This is a genomic window from Sorangium sp. So ce131, from assembly GCF_051519095.1.
In the GTDB taxonomy this organism is placed as follows: Bacteria; Myxococcota_A; Polyangia; order Polyangiales; family Polyangiaceae; genus Sorangium.
This window is the reverse complement of the sequence record NZ_CP150455.1, coordinates 540,568-560,909: the sequence shown is the minus strand read 5'-3', so window position 1 is coordinate 560,909 and position 20,342 is coordinate 540,568. Positions and strand designations below refer to the sequence as shown.

Here is a 20,342-nt window from a genome sequence, read left to right as displayed (position 1 = left end):
TCAGGTCTCGCGTCCGGGAGGCGGCCGGATGCGAACGCGGCGGGTGTCGAGGGTGACGATCGCACCGGCCTGGAGCTCATCTCCGAACCGCGCGAGCACCTCGGCACACGCATCCCCCTGCTGACGCGACGGAATATCGACGAGACGCACGACCCCCGCGTGAGGTTGGCCTTGGACGATGACCAGCTCGCCGAAGTCCTTGTCCAGCGTGACGAGCACACGGCCATCGGCATGGGCGTGCGCGAGGATCGCGACATCGCCGGGGTCCTCGGGCCAGTCGCCGACATGCTCCACGTCGTGGCCGAGCGACCGGAGGAGCGTCGCAGCCCTGGGCGCGACGCAGGTGTCGAGCAAGACCTTCACGTGCCCGTCTTCAGAAACGAGGGCTCGACCCGTTCATGCCCCACCAGCCGGCGTGCATAGAGCAAGCAGGCCTGCACGTCCTCGCGCTCGAGCCACGGGTACTCCTCGAGGAGCGTCTCGATGGTGTCGCCTGCGGCGAGCATCCCGAGCACGTGCTCGACCGCCAGCCGGCGGCCTCGAAGGATCGGCTTTCCCCCGAAGATATCGGGATCTACGGTGATCCTGGAGAGGAGTTCCTGGTCGGACATCATCCGGTAAGCTTACGCCTGCCGTCGGCTCGGTCAAAGACGCGCGACGGGGTCGCGAGCGGCGGCGGTACGACATGTTCAGCCGGTGCTCTACACGCTCGGGCTGGAGCAGCGCATGCCGCCACAGCCGCAGGTCGAGCCGGGGCGGCTCTATGCTGCACCTCGTCGCGCCGCGACGGAGGATGGCATTGTGGTACGGCGCCCTGCGACGGGACAGCTCCGGATCGGCGTTCCACGCGTCGAGGTGCGCACGCTCTGATCGGCCGAGCTCCGGGCGAAGCCACGGCGATCGCAGCGCTGCCTTGCGGCGTGCCGCGACCGATGTGAGCTTACCCCTGCGTCTGCTCCCTCTTCGGCCACGTGAACCGGAACGTCGCGCCGTTCTTCCCGTCCGACTCCACCCACGCCCGCCCGCCGCGGTTCACCACGATCTTCTTCACGATGGCGAGCCCGATCCCGGTGTTCTCCACCTTGTCCCGCGCCTGCAGCGTCTGGAACATCCCCCACACCTTCTCCTGGAACTCGGGCGCTATCCCAGGGCCGTTGTCCGTGACCGAGAACTCGTAGTTGTCGCCCTGCTCCCTGACGGAGACGTTCACCCTCGCGTCCTCGCGCCCCGCGTGCTTCAGGGCGTTGGTGATCAGGTTCATCAGCACCTGCTGCAGCGGCACCTTGTGCGTCCGCAGGGAGACGGGCGGCACGTCGAGCGCAACCGTCGCGGGCGGCCTCGGCGCGATGAGCTCGACCACCTCCTTGGCGAGCTTCTCGACGTTCACGCTCTCCGGCTTCTCGCGCATCCTGGTCGCGCGGGAGTACGCCAGGATCCCCTCGATCAGGGCCTCCATGCGCCGCACGCGCCCGCGCAGGAGCTCCATCTGCTGGCGCGTGTCGCCGGTGAGCTTGTCTCCCAGGTCTTCCTCGATCCACTGGGCGAGGCTCGCGATGCCGCGGAGCGGCGCCTTGAGATCGTGGCTCGTCACGTACGCGAACTGGTCGAGCTCGGCGTTGGTGCGCTCCAGCGCCCCGATCAGCACCTGCGCCTCCCGGAAGAGCCGCGCGTTGTCCATCGCCACCGCGGCCTGCGCGGCGAGCCCGACCGCGAGGCGCTCGGAGCGCTCGGTGAAGACCCCCGCCCTCGAGTGGCCGAAGAACATGCCGCCGATGACCTTGCCGCTCCGGGAGACCACGGGGACAGCCAGGTAGCTCGTGACAGGGAGGTGGTTCGCCGGCACCCCCTGGTTGGGGGCGTTCTTGCCGTAACGCAGGTCCTTGGTCACGTCGTCGAGGCGCACGACGCCCTCGCCGGCGAACGTCGGCGCAAACACCGCCGTGTTCCGTGGCATGGCAAAATTCGAAAAGACCTCCTTCGGCGCCCCGGAGAGCGAATACAGCATGTAACTGCCGCCCTGCGCGTCGTTCACGTTGTAGAAGAACGCCCCGAACTCCGCGCCCGAGAGCTTCGTCCCGGCGTCGGTGACCGACTGGACCAGCGCGTCGAGCTCGAGCTCCGCCGACAGCACCTGCCCTACCTCGTGCAGCGTCTCCAGCACCTCGGCGTGCTCGCGCGTGAGCCGCTCGGCCTCGCGCTGCTGGCTGACATCGATGTTGCAGCCCACGTACTCGCGGACACCGCCGTCCGGGGCTCGGACCGGCGCCGCGCGCGCGATCGTGCGGGCATAGGTGCCGTCGGCACGGCGGAGCCGGTACTCGGTCTCGTACAGGGCGCCGCGGGCGATGGCGTCCGACCAGACTTGCATGGTCCGCTCGCGATCGTCGGGGTGAATGGCGTCCAGGAAGCCGCCGTTCAGGTACTCGTCCTCGGTCTGCCCGGTGAACTCCAGCCAGCTCGGCGAGATCTGGGTGACCTCGCCCGTGGGCGCGGCCGTCCACACGATGGCCGTGGTCGCGTGCACCAGCGTGCGGAGCCGCGCCTCGCGCGCCGCGACCTCCTGGAACAACCTCGCGTTGTCGATCAGGAGCGCCACGCGGTTCGCGACCTCCTCGATGACGGGGATGTCGCCTGCGCTGAAGCGGCGGCCCGACTCCGCATGGACGAGCGTGAGCGCGCCGATGGTGCGCTCGCGCGCCCTGAGCGGGACGACGACATACGACTTGAGCCCCAGCGATCGGATGAGCTCGAGGTGCTCGGGGCCGAGCGCGGCGGCCTCCAGCACGGCGTCCGGGATCTCGGGCACCCACTCGGGGCGGCCGGTGCGGAGGACGGCGGGCACGCCCGTCGGCGCGTCGAGCCGAGGCGGGGACATCGCCCGCAGGCGCTCGCCCAGGGCCATCTTCGCCGGATCGACGTGGTGGACGGCCACGCGCTCGATCGCGCCGCCATTCAGCATGTCGACCGCACACCAGTCCGCCAGCATGGGGACCGCGAGGTGGGTGAGCTGCCTGAGCCGCGCCTCGACGTCGAGCGAGTTCGACAGCGCGGCGCCGGCCTCGCTCAGCAGATGGAGCGTCGATTGCTGCCGCTCGAGCTCGGCGGCGAGCGTCTCCGCGCGCGCCCGGGCCTCGCGCTCCTGCTCGAGCAGGCGCGCCCTGTCCAGCGCGGAGGCGCACTGCGCCGCCACGCTCAGCAGGAACTCGCGCTCCTCGGCGCTCCACGCGCGCTCCTCCGCGAACGAGAACGAGAGGCAGCCGAGCAGCTCGGCGTGCGCGATGATCGGCAAGACCGCGAGCGCCTGGATGTCGTCGCGCGCCGGCTTGAGCTCCGCCAGCTCGGGGTACGCGGCGTGCATGGCGTCCCTCGTCTCCACCCAGACGGGGCGGCGCTCCCGGAGCGCCTCCGAGAGCGGCAGGGGGGCGTCGAGCGGGACCGTCCGGTAGGGGCTCGTGCGCTGCTCCTCCAGCCCGCACTGGCCGACCAGCGTCGCGACCTGCGACGTGTCGCTCGCCGTGTACATCATCGTCGTGGAGGCGTGGATCACGCGGTGGACGTCGCGCACCACCGCGGCGGAGATCTGGTCGATCGTGACCGCGCCGCTCAGCGCCATGCTGACCGCGAGCAGCGCCTGCGTCACGCGCGCGCCGCGATCGAGCTCCTCGACCCGCCGCCTGAGCTGCTCGGCGAGCTCGACGCGCTCCGCCTCGACCTGCTTCAGGCGCGAGATGTCGGCGAACACCGAGATGCCGCCCTCCAGCGCGCCGCCGGCCCCGAGGATCGGCGCGGCGCTCCCGAGGACCACGCCGTGCGTGCCGTCGAAGCGCTGAATCCACACCTCCTCGGTGTCGATGACCTGCCGGGACTGCATCGCTCGGGCCATCGCCCAGTCCGCGGCCTCGTAGGGCCGGCCATCCGCGTGGAACGCGCGGTACGCGGTCCAGTCCTTCATCGACTCGGTCGAGGCGCTGCCGGCCCAGATCCGCTCCGCCGCCCGGTTGTGCAGGATGAGCTTCCCCGAGGCGTCGCAGATGATGATGCCGTGGGGGCTGTGCTCGAGCACGGCGTCGAGCCACCCGCGATCGCGGGAAGCGACGATGCGGAGCCGCTCCAGCTCGCGCTTCAGCGCTTCGCCGTCCATCGGGTCAGCGCTGGTGGTCGGCGCGGGAGAGGAGGGGGAACGCGCGGAGATTTCCATAGGAAGGTCGAAGCGGGGAGGCTCGAGGCGCGGCCAGGCGGCGCGCGACCGAGTATCGCGCGGAGCTTACGCCGGCTGGTGGCGCCGCGAAAGAACACGCGCTGCGCTCGCGGCCATGTGGGGCAGCTCCCTAGGGAGCGCTACAGCGGAGAGCGCAGTCCCCGGGCCGCGCCGCGCGGGCCTCTGCGGGACGTCCGCCGCCGCTCACGTCGGTGTGCATGTCCGCATGCGCCGCGCCGTGATCGCGGCGGCCACGAGCGCGACGAGCGTCGTGACCGCGAGCGGCGCCGCGCCGTCCCCGGACAGGTGCGCGCGGGAGACGTTGTCGAGGTGGATGCCGAGGTGCGCCGCCCACGCGACGAGCAGGCTGCCGCCGGACTTGATGTGCAGCGCCGTCATCAGCACGCTGAGCGCCGTGATGAACAGCGGGGCCAGCGCCCACGACCACCACGGCACGCCGGGGAGGCACATCATGGGGAGGTGCCAGAAGGTCCACGCGAAGCCGACGACGACGCTGGCGAGCGCGGGTCCCTGCGACGGCAGGAGCCGCCGGAGGGCATAACCGCGCCACCCGAGCTCCTCGCCCGCCGGGCCGAGCACGGCGATGCCGCGCTGCTCCGGGGTCACCGGCGTGTAGAGCAGCGTGGCGGGCATGGTCCCGCCGGCGAGCAGCAGCAGCGAGAGGCCGAGGAGGTGCAGCGCCGCCGGGAGGCACAGCGCGAGCGGCACATACCCCCAGCCGGCGGGGGCGCGGCGCGGCGAGAACAGCCCTGAGAGCCCGGCGCGGCCGCCTTCCTTCCACGCGCACACGAGGGCCGCCGCCGACGGGCCGACCGCGCCGAGCGCGAGCGGCGCCATGGCGGCGGCCGGCGGGATGGGGGCGCCCCACTGCTGCAGCAGGAGCGGGAGCTGGCAGAGCCAGGTGATCGCGCAGGCGAGCACGAAGAAGCGGACGACGGCCGGCGGCATGGGCGAGCAAGACGCCCGCGCGCGCGGGATGTTCCCGAGGGCGCAGGGAGACGTACGCGCGACGTCGCCGGCGCGCGCCGTCGAGCCCCCGAGCGCGCCGCCCCGCCACGGCGCCGAGGTCCGCCTCGCGGGCGGGCACGCGGGCGCCTCGGCCGGGGACGGCAGCCCGATCGCGGCGAGCGCGCCGTCGCCCGCTCGACGCTCGACGCTCGAGCTCGGGTCGGTCTGCGCGCCGCGCGCTGCCCGAGGCGAGCGGCCAGATCGTCTATCGTCGCGCGCCCTGATTGCCCTCCTGCCGGGCGCGAGCAGGCGGGTGCGCGCGCGAGCGGGCGATCGCCCGCGGGATCGACGTCGCACTGGCATGCACGCGACAGCCAGGGTCAAGCGTCGAGCGCGACTTCGATTCTCTGCGGCGCCGCGGGGCTCTCGGGGAAAAGACGATGCTGGCTTCGGGCTCCCCCTCGCTCACCATCGCAGCTTGGGGAACCCAGATGTTGGGGGCCGATGACCGGCAGGTGAGCGCGACAGCGCGCTGATGCCGATATCGAGCAAGGAGCAAGCATGATGTTGCGGAATCGTTCAGGTCGCCTCATGGCGATGATGTTCGCGGGGAGCTTTGCGCTCGCGGGCGCCGGCGGGTGCGTCGGCGGCGACGAGGAGGCGAAGGCCGAAGGCGGGGAGGCCGCCGCTGCCGGAGCGACACGCACCGACACAAACCGCAGGGCGGGCGCTGAGCGGGGCGACGGCAGGCAAGGCGGTCGAGCGCGGGGCGGCGAGCCCGCGGGCCGCAGGCAGACCGGCGACCAGTTCGGCGGGCAGCGCGCGGACAGCAAGCAAGTCAGCGGCGAGAAGTTCGGCGGGCAGCGCGCGGACAGCAAGCAAGCCGGCGGCGAGAAGTCCGGCGGGCAGCGCGCGGACAGCAAGCAAGTCAGCGGCGGGGCGGCGTTCGTGGGAAGCGTCCAGTGCGGTGGCCACAGCGCGTTGCAGGCTTCCTCGGACAGCGAGGTCGCGATGCTGCTGTCGACCATCAACGAGCAGGAGATCGAGCTGTCGGCGATCGCCCGAGACAAGGCCGAGTCCTCCGAAGTTCAGCGGTATGCCGAGCAGATGATCGAAGAGCACACCCAGGCCGAGCAGCGCGCCGCCGACGTGTCGGAGAGGGTGAGCATGCAATTCAGCCAGTGCGAGCGCTGCGCTCAGCTGAAAGAGAGCTCGGTCCAGTTCAGCGATTCGCTGGAGGAGCTGAAGGGCGAGGAGTTCGACGTCGCGTATATCTGGTCGCAGGTCTCCCTGCACCGCCGTGCCCTCGACGTGCTCGACTTGCCGATCGTCGAGAACATCAAAGACGCGAAGCTCCGAGAGGACGTCGCGACGATGCGGGCAAGCGTGGAGCAGCACCTGAAGGAGGCTGAGCAGATCTTCTGCGCGCTCCACGAAGAGCAGCAGAGCAAGGCGCTGCAGAGCGGGCAAGAGCAGAGCAAGGAGCTGAAAGGAACGCAGCAGAGCGAGAAGCAACAGAGCAAGCAGTTCCAAGGGCCACAGCAGGGCAAGGAGCTCCAGGGGCCGCAGCAGAGAGAGAAGCAGCAGGGCAAGGAGCTCCAGGGGCCGCAGCAGAGAGAGAAGCAGCAGGCCCGGAAGCCCGAGCGGCCGCAGCAGAGCAAGCAGGTCCAGGGGCCGCAGCAGAAAGAGAAGCAGCAGACCCGGAAGCCCGAGCGGCCGCAGCAGAAAGAGAAGCAGCAGACCCAGAAGCCCGAGCGGCCGCAGCAGAAAGAGAAGCAGCAGACCCGGAAGCCCGAGCGGCCGCAGCAGAGCAAGCAGATCCAGGGGCCGCAGCAGAGCAAGCAGATCCAGGGGCCGCAGCAGAGAGAGAAGCAGCAGACCCGGAAGCCCGAGCGGCCGCAGCAGAGCGAAAAACCGCAGCAAGGCGCACACAAGCAGTACGCGCAGTACGGGCAGCACGAAGGGGTGCAGCAGCACGGGCAGTGAGCGCTGTTCGCGGCGCACGCCTCACGAGCCTCGCAGCGCTTCCCGCCGGCGTGGCTTCATGGCGAAAACCCCGGCGAGCTGCGGCGCATCGTCGTCTGGCCTGAGCCGGTAGCCTATCCCGGCCCGACGTCGCCCCGTAGCGCTCGCCGGCGGCCGTCCTCGCCGCGCCGGCGCGCCCCACCCGTCTCCGGCGGCGCCCGTGTGTCGTCGTTGGCCTTTCGCCAGCCGACCCGGCTATCCTCCCCCGCCGATGAGGAACAGCGATCTCTCGCTGCCGGCGGCATGATCCCCCGCCGCCGCTTGCACCGCGCCGTCTTCGCGCTGGCCGCCGTGTACAACGCCTGCTGGGGGCTCTACGCGGCGCTCGACCCGCAATGGCTCTTCCGCTTCGCCGGCATGCCGCCGCTCAACCACCCGGCCATCTTCGCCTGCCTCGGGATGGTCGTCGGCGTCTACGCCGTCCTCTACGCGGAGGTCGCGCGGGCCCCCGAGCGCGGCTTTCTGCTGGCGGCCGTCGGTCTGCTCGGCAAGGTCCTCGGGCCGATCGGCCTCGCCGCGCTGCTGGCGACAGGGCAATGGCCACCCCGAGCCGCCGTCCTCTGTCTGACCAACGACCTCGTCTGGTGGATCCCCTTTGGCCTGTATCTCCACGACGCGTGGCCGTTCTTCCTGCGCCAGTGGCGCGCCGCACCGGAACACGATCGAGCGCGCTAGCGCGTTGTCTCCCCGAGCCCGTCCCTGCTTCCGGAAATCAACAGGCCCCCACGGAGGAAGCCCGGCGCGCGCCGCGCCCCCGGGCTACCCTGCCACAGTTCGCCGGGCCGATCGCCTGGCGGGAGGGTCGGTCGTTCATGAGCTCGAGCAAGGTAGCGGTGGTCGTCGGTGTCGGCCCCGGCCTCGGGGCCGCGGTGTCCAGGCGTTTCGCGAGAGAGGGGTACTCGGTCGGGCTCGTGGCCCGGACCGCCGCCGCGTGCGAGGCCGTCCAGCGGCAGATCGAGGAGGCCGGCGGACGCGCCCTGAGCGTCCCCGCCGACGCCGCCGACGCGGACTCGGTCGCGGCAGCGTTCGCGCGGGTGAACGAGGCGCTCGGTCCGGTGGACGTGCTGATCTACAACGCCAGCGCCTTCCGCGTGGCCGGAGCCCTCGAGATCACGCCGAGAGAGCTCGAGCACGACTGGAAGATCAGCTGCCTCGGCGGCTTCCTGAGCGCGCAGGCCGTGCTGCCCGGCATGCTCGAGCGCGGAAAGGGCACGATCCTCTTCACGGGCGCCACCGCCTCGCTCCGGGGCGGGGCCCGCTTCGCGGCCCTGGCCGTGGGCAAATTCGGCCTCCGCGCCCTCGCGCAGTCGCTCGCGCGCGAGCTCGGCCCGCGCGGCGTCCACGTCGCCCACGTGGTGATCGATGGGCTGATCGACACCCCGCGGGTGCGCGCCATGTTGCCCGGGAGAAGCCCCCAGACCATGCTCTCCCCCGAGGCGCTCGCGGAGACATACTTCCAGCTCCACGCCCAGCCGCCGAGCGCGTGGACCCACGAGCTCGACGTGCGCCCCTCCGTGGAGAAGTTCTGAGCCTGCGCCCGGCGGCGGCCTCGCGCGGCAGGTGCGGCCGGTGCGGCCGGTCAACCGAGCCGCGCGCGCGTCACGGATCGATCCACGAGGAGTCGAAGTCGACGTCGACGACCGTGTCGAGGCCGTCGAACACCTCGACGGCCGGCACCACCACGATATCGCTCTTCGAGAACCCCGCGAAATCCGTGAGCCAGGCGCTCACGTCATAGTAACCCGCCGGGAGGTTGTCGATGGTGAGACCGAAGTCGTCGCAGTCCGCGATCGCCTCGGTGACGAAGCCCGCCTCGTCTTCGATGCTGACCGCGAGCCCGTCCACGTCGTAGTCGAAGCACTGAAAGGAGTGATCGCTGCCATCGACGGTCATCGCGACGGTGAGCGAACCACGCGAGGGGTAGTCGTCGTCGTTATCGACGATGATGCACCCCGAGAGCGAGGCAGCGGCGAGCATGCAGCCAGTGAGACCAGAGAGCATCTTCGAGAGTTTCATGGGGGGATCTTCCTTCGTTGGAGTCTGGCGCTGTCGCGCCGATGCCCGCCCTTTCAGCAAGCGCTGTACCAGCGAGCGGCGCCGGCCCAGGCGCGGGCGGTGACGCCCCAGCGCGCCTCGTGGCATTGCGATTGCTCTCCATGAACGGCATGAAGACCTACCTCTCAGCCCTCAAGAGCTCGTTCTCCGCAACCTCCGCGCGTGGCCCGCAGCGCGGCAAGCTCGCCGTGCTGGCCGCGCTCGCCGCGTCCGCGCTCCTCGGCGCGACCGGGTGCGTCGCCGAGGTCCGGACCAGGACCGTCGCGACGGCGCCCCCGCCCGTCGTGACGTACCGGGAGGTCACGGTGTACGAGGAGCCAGTCGTTCACATCGGGGCGGCGCCGGCCCACATCGAGACCTACCCCCGCGTTTACTACCGGGGGAGCTACGTCTACTACGTGGACGGGCGCTGGTACTATCCGTCGCGCCACGGCTGGGTCTACTACCGCGAGGAGCCTCGCGCCCTCGTCCACCACCGCGTCGATTTCGAGCGGCGCCGCCCGCAGCAGCACTACCGCGCCTACCCCGCGACGACGTACGCCCCGATGAGGGCGCCCCACGTCGAGCATCACCGGCGCCACGTCCATGTCGAGGAGAGGCGCCGGGCGCGGTGACCCTGATCGAGCGATCGCGGCAGGTGTTACCCGCCTCGCCCACGTCGAGGCGAGGGCGCCTGCCGGCCGAGCCGCCGACGGCGCCGCGCCTGGCGGAGGCGGCGCCCGCGCAAACTACACTGACGCACATGCGTGTCCGGCGCGACGGGAGACCGCGCCGGGCAACCTCGATCCACGGCTGCTTGCCTGCGGGCGGGCACCTGCGCCGGCGAGCGCGCGCACGCGCTCGATGACACACGTCACGTCGGTTCTCTGCGATCCTGTCACCCGTGCAACCGTCAGCCGTGCAACCGAGAGATCGGGACATTCCTGAAATCAGGCGTGTCATCGAGATGCGGTTGGCGCTCCAGGCACGTCGCGATATATTTCTGGTGTATTTCGCCCCTCATCGGCTCGTTCTTATCATGGCTGATCCCGAGCGCACCTGAGGTCCAGATGTCAGGCATGAGACGCAGCTCCGTTCTCCCAGGAAGGCTCGACGACAGCGCCCGGATGAACTCTGCCACGTTGGACCACACGCTGAGAGAGCCTCCCGAGAGCGAGCGGCGCCCCGCGCAGCGGTGCGTGGACTGCAGCACCCCTGCCCCGAAGACGGAGACGAACTACACGCTCATCAGCTCTCGTTACGGCTGGCGGCTGACGCGGACGCTCGACGCGAGCGGACACAGGGTGATGGAGTGGCGATGCCCTGCCTGCTACGGGCGGTATCGCTCGAGGCGACCGATCTAGCACCACGTCCTCCAAGGACGAGGTTGCGGTGCCGAACCGGCAGCACGAGGGGCGTCCAAGGTAGGCCGGACCGGCGGCGCGCGGGCCCCTCCGGCAGACGGCGCCGCTGCGTCCTGCCGAGGATCCGGCGCAGGGACGAGGCTCGATAGTCCGGAGACGGCGATTCCCGAGGGTTCGGGGAACCTGAGCTCCGAAATCATCGGAAGTCGTCGCGTCGCGGCGAGCCGCGGCCAGAGATCATCGTCTCCTCGCACCGCGCATCGATCTCCTTGCTGGAGCCCTTCAAGCTGGCGACCGGACGGCGGGTCGTGTTAATCGCGATCCAGAAGATCGTACTGGCGAGCTTGACGTGGCAGGGAGAGGCGAAGTTGGATCAGAGGGAGGAAGGGGAGCGGCGGGCGGGCCGGGAGCGTGCGGCGCGGCGGATGCCGGTGGCGATTGCGGCAGTCGCCGTCACAGCGGCCGTGGTCATGGCGGGGATCGTCGCCTGGGCCCTGGAGCAGCGGGACGCGGCACGGAATGCGGAAGCCGCCGCGCGAAGGGCGGAGGAGGCGGCGAAGGCCGCGCAGCAAGAGGCGGCGGCCCAGGCGGCGCGAGCGCGAGCTTCCTCGCTGATGGCCGACGCTCGTGAGCTACTGGCGAGAAACCAGCCGGGGCCAGCGGTGAAGCTGCTGCTCGAGGTAGTGGACGCCGAAAAAGTACGTGGCTGGACCGACCTGACACGTGATGTGCTGGCCTCGACCCCACCGATGCTCACGATGCGCGGCCATCGGGGCGAAGTGTTGCTTGCTGACTTCAGCCCTGATGGGCAGCGCATCGTCACCGCCTCGCTCGACAAGACCGCGCGCGTGTGGAACGCAGACGGCACCGGCGCGCCCGTCGTGCTCCGGGGCCACGAGGCCGCGGTCAGCTCCGCGGCGTTCAGCGCCGACGGGCAGCGCATCGTCACCGCCTCGCCCGACAAAACCGCGCGGGTGTGGAACGCGGACGGCACCGGCACGCCCGTCGTGCTCCGAGGCCACGAGGTCGCGGTCAGCTCCGCGGCGTTCAGCGCCGACGGGCAGCGCATCGTCACCGCCTCGCCCGACAAGACCGCACGCGTGTGGAACGCGGACGGCAGCGGCACGCCCGTCGTGCTCCGGGGCCACGAGGCCGCGGTCAGCTCCGCGGCGTTCAGCGCCGACGGGCAGCGGGTGATCACTGCCTCGCGCGACCAGACCGCGCGGCTGTGGAACGCGGACGGCACCGGCGCGCCCGTCGTGCTCCGGGGCCACGAGGCAGGGGTCAGCTCCGCAGTGTTCAGCGCTGACGGGCAGCGGGTGCTCACCGCCTCGCTCGACGGGACGGCGCGGCTGTGGAACGCGGACGGCAGGGGCGCGCCTCTCGTGCTCCAGGGCCACGAGGGACCGGTTTTGTCCGCGGCGTTCAGCGTCGATGGGGAGCGGGTGGTCACCGCCTCGCACGACAAGACGGCGCGGGTGTGGGACGCGGGTAGTGGCCGGAATAGCCCTGTTCACGCCGATGACTCCGGGCACGCGCGAGCCGACGCCGACCCTCACGGGCACGCGGAGGACGGAGGCGCGACCGTCGTGCTCCGCGGCCATGAGGCAGAGGTTGCTTCGGCGGCGTTCAGCGCCGACGGGCTGCGGGTGCTCACCGCCTCGCTCGACGGGACGGCTCGGCTCTGGAACGCGGACGGCGCCGGCACGCCCATCGTGCTCCGGAGCCACGAGGCCGCGGTCGACTCCGCGGCGTTCAGCGCCGACGGGCGGCGGGTGGTCACCGCCTCGCACGACAGGACGGCTCGGCTCTGGAACGCGGACGGGAGCAGCATGCCGGTCGTGCTCCGGGGGCATGCGGCCCCGATCTGGTCCGCGGCGTTCAGCGCCGACGGGCGGCGGGTGCTCACCGCCTCACTCGACGGGACGGCGCGGGTGTGGAACGCGGACGGCACCGGCACGCCCGTCGTGCTCCGGGGGCACGAGGCCCGGGTTTGGTCCGCGGCGTTCAGCGCCGACGGGCGGCGGGTGCTCACCGCCTCGCTCGACAAGACGGCGCGGGTGTGGAACGCGGACGGCACCGGCACGCCCGTCGTGCTCCGGGGCCACGAGGCAGGGGTCAGCTCCGCGGCGTTCAGCGCCGACGGGCGGCGGCTGGTCACCATTTCGCACGACAAGACGGCGCGGGTGTGGAACGCGGACGGCACCGGCACGCCCGTCGTGCTCCGGGGGCACGAAGACTGGCCGAGGTCCGCAACGTTCAGCGCCGACGGGCAGCGGGTGCTCACCGCCTCGCACGACAGGACGGCGCGGGTGTGGAACGCGGACGGCACCGGCACGCCCGTCGTGCTCCGGGGCCACGAGGCCTCGGTCTGGTCCGCGGCGTTCAGCCCCGACGGGCAGCGGGTGGTCACCGCCTCGCACGACAAGACCGCGCGGGTGTGGAACGCGGACGGCACCGGCACGCCCGTCGTGCTCCGGGGCCACGAGGGCTCGCTCCTGTCCGCGGCGTTCAGCCCCGACGGGCAGCGGGTGCTCACCGCCTCGCACGACAAGACCGCGCGGGTGTGGAACGCGGACGGCACCGGCATGCCCATCGTGCTCCAGGGCCACGAGGCAGGGGTCAGCTCCGCAACGTTCAGCGCCGATGGGCAGCGGGTGCTCACCGCCTCGCACGACAAGACCGCGCGGGTGTGGAACGCGGACGGCACCGGCATGCCCATCGTGCTCCGGGGCCACGAGATAGGGGTCAGCTCCGCAACGTTCAGCGCCGACGGGCACCGGGTGGTCACCGTCTCGGACAAGGCGGCGCGGGTGTGGGCCATCTCTGCCGACGTTCTTCGGCAGGCCCTTCGCGCCGCCACCACCGACTGCATCTCCCACGAAATGCGCCGCACGTACCTCGACGAGAGCGCCGAAGCCGCCCGGCGGGGCTACGAGTCCTGCGAGCGCGCGTACGGCCGGACGCCGTTCTACCCGGACGCTGAAGCGCCGTGAACGAGCCCAATCTGCAGGCTGCTCGACAAGGCCTCCCGCGACCAGAGGCGAGCGTCACTGCTCCGAAGGCGACGGCGCGTTCACCGGCTCCGGCGCGTCCACGGGCGGCTTCTTCATGCTCTGGCCCAGATCGGGCCGTTGCTCCTTCTCGAACGGCGCGATGGCCTCGACCCTTCCGCTCGCGGCCGCGCTCTGGATCGTCCGCATCACCCGCACGTCCGCCAGCCCTTCGAGCCCGGACGGCTCGGGCTCCTTGTCCTCGAGGATGCACCGCGAGAAGTACACGAGCTCCGGCGCGAAATGGTCCCGCTTCTTGAAGGTCTTCTTCTCCGTCTTCCCGCCGATCGTGAGGTAATGCGTTATCTCGCTCGTGTAATCGAATGCCGGCTCCACGCGGAGGTCCCCCTCCGTGCCGGCGATCTGGAACCACGACACGCTCGAGATCCCCTGGCTGACGGTGAACTGGGCGATCGCGCCGCTCGGGAACCGCAAAATGGCCGAGGTGGTCTCGTCGACGTCCTTCGCGCGCCGCTCGTCGAGCCGCTGGCTCAGCGCGAGCGCCTCGACGGGCTCCTCGCGGAACAGGTAACGGGCCGCGTTGACGCAATAGACGCCCAGGTCGAACAGCGCCCCGCCGCCCACCTCGCTGCGGGTGCGGATGTCGCCGGGGCGCACCACCTGGGTGAAGAACGACGTGAAGGCGCGCACCGCGCCGAGCTTGCCCGAGCGGGCGATCTCGATGGCGCTCAGGTTCGCCTCCTCGAAGTGGAGCCGGTAGGCGATCATCAGCTTCACGCCGCGATCCTTCGTCGCGCGGATCATCGCCTCGCAGTCCTCCTCGGTCATCGCCATCGGCTTCTCGCAGAGCACGTGGACGCCGGCGGCCGCGGCGCGCTCGGTGAACTCGCGGTGGTGGGTGTTGGGCAAGGCGATGTACACCGCGTCGACCCGCGCGCGCCTCAGGATGTCCTCGAGTTCATCGTACCCGCCGCGCTCCGCGACGCCGTAGCGCTCGCCGACCGCCGCGAGCTTCTCGGGGTCGCCCGACACGAGCGCGACCAGCTCCGAGTTCTCGCCGGCGTGCGCGAACGCCGGCAGCACGGCGACCTGCGCGATGTTGCCCACCCCCACGACGGCGTAGCGGATCTTCCTGCCCTCGTTCGACGCTGTCTTGGCCATGGCTCCTCCGTGCGCGGTCTGTCCGAGCCCGCGTCCGCGTGGAACATGGCGAGACGGGTGCGCACGTCAACCGGCGGGGCGCCGCCTCCTCGCGCCCTCCTGCGCTGAGGCGCCGATCGGAGGGCCTCGCCTACACGCGCCGGCGGCCGCGCCGCGCGAGCGCGAGGCCCGCGAGCGCCGCGGCGAACGCGGCGGCGCCGCCGCGGGACCCCGCCGCGCCGCCGGCGCTGCACCCGACCCCGGCCGGCAGATCGCCGCTTTGCTCGTCGCCGGCCAGGTCGGCCGACGGCTCCTCGTCGGACAGCGACGGCATGGCGTCGGGCTCGAGACGATTCATCACGATCGCCGGCGCCTCGGCCTCGAGGTCCGCCGGCGTCGCGACGAGCCGGTCGCACCCGTCCATCTCCTCCAGGCCGTCGCGCAGCGCCTCGCTCGGCGCCGCGAGGCGCGCGGCGGCGCGACCCCCGCTCCCGACCCGGAACAGCGTGTTGCCGAGCGTCACGTAGAAGCTCCCGTCGAACCAGCGCCCGTGCCCGAGATCCGAGCCGATCGGCTCCGGCGCCGCGCCCGCGCGGCCGATGTACCGCTTGCCGCCGTTCAGGAACAGCACCTCGCCGGCGTCGCTGATGCCGTCGTGGCCGACCCGGAGCTTCTGCTGATCGAACAGGCTCGATGTCCCGAAGCTGCTGAGCTGATGCTGCTCGCCGTCGGGGGTCCGCAGCCAGACCTGGTTCACAGCCCCATCGCTCTTCAGGAATCCGGCGTACCCCGCGTGCAGGAGCAGCCCCGCGGAGTTGCCCGAGATCGAGTCGCCGAGGAACACCTCCTCTCCTTCCGCCGTGTAGAGGTAACTCGAGCTCGTGTCCCCGTCCCACCACCGGCCCGCGACGTTCGCCCCGTCCGTGATCGGCCGCTGCAGGTTGCCCGGGTGGCTCCCGAGGCGGCCCACGCCGAGGTGGCGAATCCACGGCTCGTCGTACGTACCCCAGTAGAGATCGCCGGAGGCCGAGAGGTCGGTCTGGAACGGCGACGTGCTGTCCGGGCGGTTCCAGACGATGCTGTTGGTGCCCTCCGGGATCGCGTGGACGTACCCCCGCCTGTCGTTGAGCATCGTCCACACGAACCTGTCGCCGTTCACCACGTCGAGCCGGCCGTTCGTCACGACCTTGCGCCACACGCCGTCGTACCAGACGAAGATGCGCCCGGTCGCCGACTGGACCACGGCGCCGGACGGCGTGAGGGCGCCGTAGCTCGGGCTGCTCCCGGCCGGGTCGGGCGGGAGGGTCGAGATCCACCGCACCTCCCGGGTGGCGCGATCGACGACGCCGATCTGGTAGCCCTCGTGGATAAACAGGATCCGCGTCGCGTCGAAGTCGAGGATGACGCCCGGGGCGACCTGGACCGCGGTGAGCTTCGGGCTCGTCTCGACGTAGATCGGGCTGGCCACCGACGGCTGGATCTCGGCGCCGACGCCGACGTCGCCGGTGAGCGTGACCGTGAGCACCTCGCCCGGCGCGAACGCCCGGGAGGGCCGGGTCAGGATGACCAGCGGCCCCGGGCGCGTGCTCGCGTCGCGGGTGCGGCACGTGGTCTCCGAACGCGTCGCGCTCCGGACGTTCAAGCAGAGGACCTGGCACTCGTAGGGCGCGGTCGCGATGCACCGCGCGTCGAGGGGCGTGTTCCCGGCGATCACACGCTGCGGCCGCGGGCTGGACAGCCACAGGATGGGCGGAGGGTGTTTATGCAAGGTCCTCTCCACCGTCGACAGATCGCCGAGCCGGTCGTACGCGCGGATCGTCAGTTCATGCCGTCCCGGGGCGACATCGCTGATGTCGAACGTCCCCTGGTAGGCCCCCCCGCCCACGGGCGCGAGCTCGACCGTCACCCCCTCGAGCTCCGCCTCGACTCGGTGGACACCCAGGCTCGAGGACGCCGAGGCGCTCAAGACCAGGGTGTTGCCATCGACGAACAGGTCGGTCCGCGGCGCGCTGACGCCGTTGGACGCGCGGAGATCGCCGATGGTCACCTCGGCCCGCGCGGTCGCGGCCGAGAGCCACAGGAGCGAGGTGACGCCAAGACCGATGAGAAGACGAGCGCTGTGCATGGAACCTCCAAGCGGATGAGGGCTTGGGTGCAGGCCCAAGCCGCCGTATTCACAGGGATAACTGACAGGAGATCAGGCCGGCGTCCCGGCGCAGCACACGCGCGACGCGCGCGGGGCGCTGGGCGCGGGGGCACAGGGATCGACACCTCGCCCCGCGCTGCCCCGTGCTGCACTGCGCCGTACCGTGCGCGATCTGCCGACCGCCTTCCGCTCCGGCGCCAGCGCGACTCGGCCCCCTCGACGCAAGGAGGACCTGACGGCGAGCTTCGCAGGGCAGCAACACCGGGGTCTCCCGTCGATGAACAAGGAACGGGATTATTTCGAAGAGGACGCAATTTTGCGGTTCTCGTTCTCATGAATGTCGCACAATTGCGAGGCATCGGAGCCCAGCGGGGAGATAGCTCGGGCTGGGGGGCGAGAAGGCCATGTGGGGCTCGACCGGGCAGACGTCGATGTCCTTCGCGCGGCGGGCATGGAGGGCTGCGCCTCGGCGCTGGCCCGGGGGAGCGCGCCTCGTGGCGCGACGTCTCACCTCGCAGGAGCTGGCCTGATGCAACTGGCCATCACGCCGCGAGGCTCGGGGCTTGCCTGCGCCTCGGGACTCTCATATGGCCATCGCCGCGCGGCCCATCGACCGCGCCGGCGATCGGGGGTACCGCGGACATGATGAGCTCCTGTGTGCCTGCTGCGCGCCGCCCCAGCGCCACGCCCGCGGCCCGCCGCACTTTGGAAAGCAGAATTACAAATACGCGCCGGTCACGCCCGTCACGCGCGGCTCAGCCGGGGGTGCTGGCGCCGAGCCGATGTGCTGCCGGCCTGAGCCGCGGCGCGCCGTCGCGCGAGCGAAGGTGCGAGGGGAAGGCCCGTGTTACGCTCGCGCTGCGCTCACCGGGTCTTGGACAGAAAACGCGAGGGGCGGATTGAGCAGCGACGAACGAGGGGGTGGGGCCGGACGGAGCGGACCGTCCGGGATTGGACGGCGCAGCGGACCGCCGGCGATGAGCGACGCGGCGGCGCGCCTGGTGGCGGAGGCGTCGCTGGCCCTCTCCGGCGACGTCGATCCCGCCGGCGCGCAGCGGGCGATCGCGGCCGCCGCGTCGCGCCTGCTGCGCGCCGAGATCACGTGTCTCTACGTGGTGTTGCGCGAGCCGCCCGCGCTGGAGCTCGCCGCACACGAAAGCGGCGCCGTGCCGGAGGAGCTCCGGCGCTTGCCGCTCGACGGCCAGAGCCTCGCCGCCGCGGCGGCGCGCGCCGGGCTGGTGCAGGTCGCGCCCGAGGGCGACGGCGACGCGGCGCCCTCGGACGCCGGCGCCCCCCGCGGCCCGCCGGGCAGCGCCCTCGCCGTCGCGGTGCCGATCCGCGTCGCGGGCGACGTGCGCGCGGTGCTGCACTGCCGCGCGGCGCGCCCGGCGCTGCCGGAGGCCGAGGTGACCGAGCTCCTCCGCGCCCTGGCGGGCCTCTTCGGCATGGCGCTCGCCGCGGCCGAGTCGCGCGCCCTGCGGGCGCGGGTCGAGGCGCTCGAGCACGACAAGCTCGAGCTCGAGCGCGCGCGGGAGCGGCTCTCCGCCGCGATCGCGGACGCCAGGCGGACGGAGGCCGCGCTCAGGCTCAGCGAGGACAGCCTCGCCCGGGCGCAGAAGATCGTGAAGCTGGGGCACTGGGACTGGCGCATTCCGCAGAACGAGCTGCTCTGGTCCGACGAGTGTTATTCGATGCTGGGGCTGTCCCCCGAGGCCGGCGCGCTCACGTACGAGAGGTTCCTCGCCTGCATCCACCGCGAGGACCGCGACGCCGTGACGCGCGCCGTCGATCGCGCGCTCGCCGGGGAGGCGCCGTATTGCCTCGAGTACCGCGTCCTCCGCCCCGGCGGCGAGGAGCGCATCGTCCGCACCAAGGCGGACGTGCTCCGCGCCGAGGACGGCGCCCCGACCCGCATGATCGGCACGGCGCTCGACGTGACCGAGCAGCGGCGCGCCGAGATGGCCCTGCAGCTCAGCGAGGAGCGGCTGCGTGTCATCGCGGAGCACGCGAGCGACGTCATCTTCCGGATGCGGCTCGGCCCCGGGGGAGGTTACGAGTACATCAACCCTGCCGTCCTCGAGCACACCGGGTATCCGCCGGAGGCGTGGTACGAGGACCCCGAGCTCTTCCTCTCGCTGGTCCACCCCGAGGACGCCGTACTTTACTCGGAGTTCGTCGAGCGCATGGCCGCCGCCGGCGGGCGCCTCACCTTCCGGATCGTCGACCGGAGCGGCCGCGTCCGCTGGATCTCGACCCACATCACGATCCAGCGCGACGAGGCCGGGCGGCCGATCGCGGGGATCGGCATCTCGCGCGACGTCACCGCGGAGAAGCTGGCCGACGAGGAGCGCGAGCGGCTCCTCGGGCAGCTCGCGGCCGAGCGGAGCTGGCTCAACGCGGTGATCGAGCGCTCGCCGGTCGGCATCCTCCTCCTCGACGCGGGCGGCGCGCAGATCGCCTGGAACCGCCGCGCGCAGGAGCTGGCCGGAACGGCGGCGCCGCCCGATCTCTCGGATCCATCGTACCTGCGCCTCCCCGACGGACAGCCGCTCTCCCGCGAGGAGCAGCCGTCCGTGAGCGCGCTCCGGGGCGAGGTCACGACGGCGCGGGAGCTCTCGCTCCAGCGCGCAGACGGCAGGGCCGTGCCGGTGCTCGTGAGCGCCGGGCCCATCGTCGACGCGAGCGGGGACGCGAGCGGGCGGCTGCTCGGCGCGGTCGTCGTGTTCGACGACATCACGCAGATCAAGGAGCTCGACCAGCTCAGGGAGGAGTGGACCTCGGTGGTGGCGCACGACCTGAAGCAGCCGGTGACGGCGATCATCGGGTATGCCGCCCAGATCGAGCGCAGGCCCCAGGTGGCCGCCGCGGTGAAGACCCGCGCTGGCCACATCGTGTCGAGCGCCAAGCGGCTCGGGCGCATGGTCTCCGATCTGACGGACATCTCCCAGCTCGAGTCGAGGCGGCTCGCGATCGAGCGCGCCCCCGTCGACCTGCCGGCGCTCGTCGAGGCCGTCGTGGAGCGGACGGCGAGCGAGACCGAGGGGCACAAGGTCGAGATCGCGGTGAGCGGCGACATCCCGGTCGTGTACGCGGACGCGGGGCGCGTCGAGCAGATCCTCAGCAATCTCCTCTCCAACGCCGCGAAGTACGGTGAGCCGGAGACGCCGATCCGGGCGACGCTGGAGCGGCGGGGCGACGAGGTGCAGGTGTCGGTCGAGAACGCGGGACAGGGGATCCCGCCCGAGGATCTGCCGATGCTGTTCGAGCGCTTCTTCCGGGGAAAGGCCAGGGGGGAGCGCGTCGTCGGCCTCGGGCTCGGCCTGTACATCGCGAAGGGGCTGGTGGAGGCCCACCACGGCAGGATCTGGGCCGAGAGCCGGAGAGGAGGTCCGACGGCGTTCCACTTCACGCTGCCGATCGGCGCGCCGCCGGCCCAGGACAGCGGGTGATCG

Annotated in this window: 13 protein-coding genes; 6 read left to right on the top strand and 7 right to left on the bottom strand. The window is 71.7% G+C overall.

The features are described 5' to 3' along the window. The 4 genes from WMF43_RS02165 to WMF43_RS02150 all read right to left on the bottom strand — a co-directional run bounded on the left by WMF43_RS02165 (position 1) and on the right by WMF43_RS02150 (position 5,167). The gene (locus tag WMF43_RS02165; RefSeq protein ID WP_437677135.1) at positions 1–363 is read right to left on the bottom strand and encodes a DUF5615 family PIN-like protein; all 363 of its coding nucleotides are present in this window, start codon (positions 361–363) and stop codon (positions 1–3) included. Next, complete coding sequence (locus WMF43_RS02160; RefSeq protein WP_437684269.1) at positions 360–611, bottom strand: DUF433 domain-containing protein; 252 nt, start codon at positions 609–611, stop codon at positions 360–362. The genes WMF43_RS02165 and WMF43_RS02160 overlap by 4 nt, the downstream gene beginning before the upstream one ends. A gap of 329 nt (positions 612–940) precedes the next feature. Beyond that, on the bottom strand, positions 941–4,141 hold the full coding sequence (locus WMF43_RS02155) for a GAF domain-containing protein (protein ID WP_437677133.1): 3,201 nt from the start codon (positions 4,139–4,141) through the stop codon (positions 941–943). A 261-nt stretch (positions 4,142–4,402) separates the two neighbouring features. Next, a complete protein-coding gene (locus WMF43_RS02150) occupies positions 4,403–5,167 on the bottom strand; it encodes a CPBP family intramembrane glutamic endopeptidase (RefSeq protein WP_437677132.1) in 765 nt (254 codons plus the stop codon). Positions 5,168–5,728: 561 nt separating this feature from the next. Between WMF43_RS02150 and WMF43_RS02145 the strand changes: the two genes are divergently transcribed. The 3 genes from WMF43_RS02145 (at position 5,729) to WMF43_RS02135 (ending at position 8,721) form a co-directional block, all read left to right on the top strand. After that, positions 5,729–7,153: a DUF4142 domain-containing protein gene (locus WMF43_RS02145; RefSeq protein ID WP_437677130.1), complete on the top strand. Its 1,425-nt coding sequence runs from the start codon at positions 5,729–5,731 to the stop codon at positions 7,151–7,153. Positions 7,154–7,435: 282 nt separating this feature from the next. Next, entirely contained in the window at positions 7,436–7,867 is a 432-nt protein-coding gene (locus WMF43_RS02140; protein WP_437677129.1) for a hypothetical protein, read from the top strand. 137 nt (positions 7,868–8,004) lie between these two features. Beyond that, the gene (locus WMF43_RS02135; RefSeq protein WP_437677127.1) at positions 8,005–8,721 is read left to right on the top strand and encodes an SDR family NAD(P)-dependent oxidoreductase; all 717 of its coding nucleotides are present in this window, start codon (positions 8,005–8,007) and stop codon (positions 8,719–8,721) included. 70 nt (positions 8,722–8,791) lie between these two features. Here WMF43_RS02135 and WMF43_RS02130 read toward each other — a convergent pair whose 3' ends face one another. Beyond that, the gene (locus WMF43_RS02130) at positions 8,792–9,208 is read right to left on the bottom strand and encodes a hypothetical protein (protein ID WP_437677125.1); all 417 of its coding nucleotides are present in this window, start codon (positions 9,206–9,208) and stop codon (positions 8,792–8,794) included. A 140-nt stretch (positions 9,209–9,348) separates the two neighbouring features. On the opposite strand from WMF43_RS02130, the gene WMF43_RS02125 reads away from it, so the two are divergent. After that, positions 9,349–9,861, top strand: coding sequence for a hypothetical protein (locus WMF43_RS02125; protein WP_437677123.1), 513 nt, complete (start codon positions 9,349–9,351; stop codon positions 9,859–9,861). Between the two features lie 1,343 nt (positions 9,862–11,204). Then, positions 11,205–13,586: a WD40 repeat domain-containing protein gene (locus tag WMF43_RS02120; protein WP_437677122.1), complete on the top strand. Its 2,382-nt coding sequence runs from the start codon at positions 11,205–11,207 to the stop codon at positions 13,584–13,586. Positions 13,587–13,640: 54 nt separating this feature from the next. Here the strand turns inward: WMF43_RS02120 and WMF43_RS02115 are convergent, their stop codons facing one another. Both WMF43_RS02115 and WMF43_RS02110 read right to left on the bottom strand, forming a co-directional pair. After that, on the bottom strand, positions 13,641–14,765 hold the full coding sequence (locus tag WMF43_RS02115) for a Gfo/Idh/MocA family protein (protein WP_437677120.1): 1,125 nt from the start codon (positions 14,763–14,765) through the stop codon (positions 13,641–13,643). Between the two features lie 130 nt (positions 14,766–14,895). Then, positions 14,896–16,869, bottom strand: a complete 1,974-nt coding sequence (locus WMF43_RS02110; protein ID WP_437677118.1) for a hypothetical protein — start codon at positions 16,867–16,869, stop codon at positions 14,896–14,898. Between the two features lie 998 nt (positions 16,870–17,867). Between WMF43_RS02110 and WMF43_RS02105 the strand changes: the two genes are divergently transcribed. Then, positions 17,868–20,339, top strand: coding sequence for a PAS domain-containing protein (locus tag WMF43_RS02105; RefSeq protein WP_437677116.1), 2,472 nt, complete (start codon positions 17,868–17,870; stop codon positions 20,337–20,339). Positions 20,340–20,342: the final 3 nt, after the last annotated feature.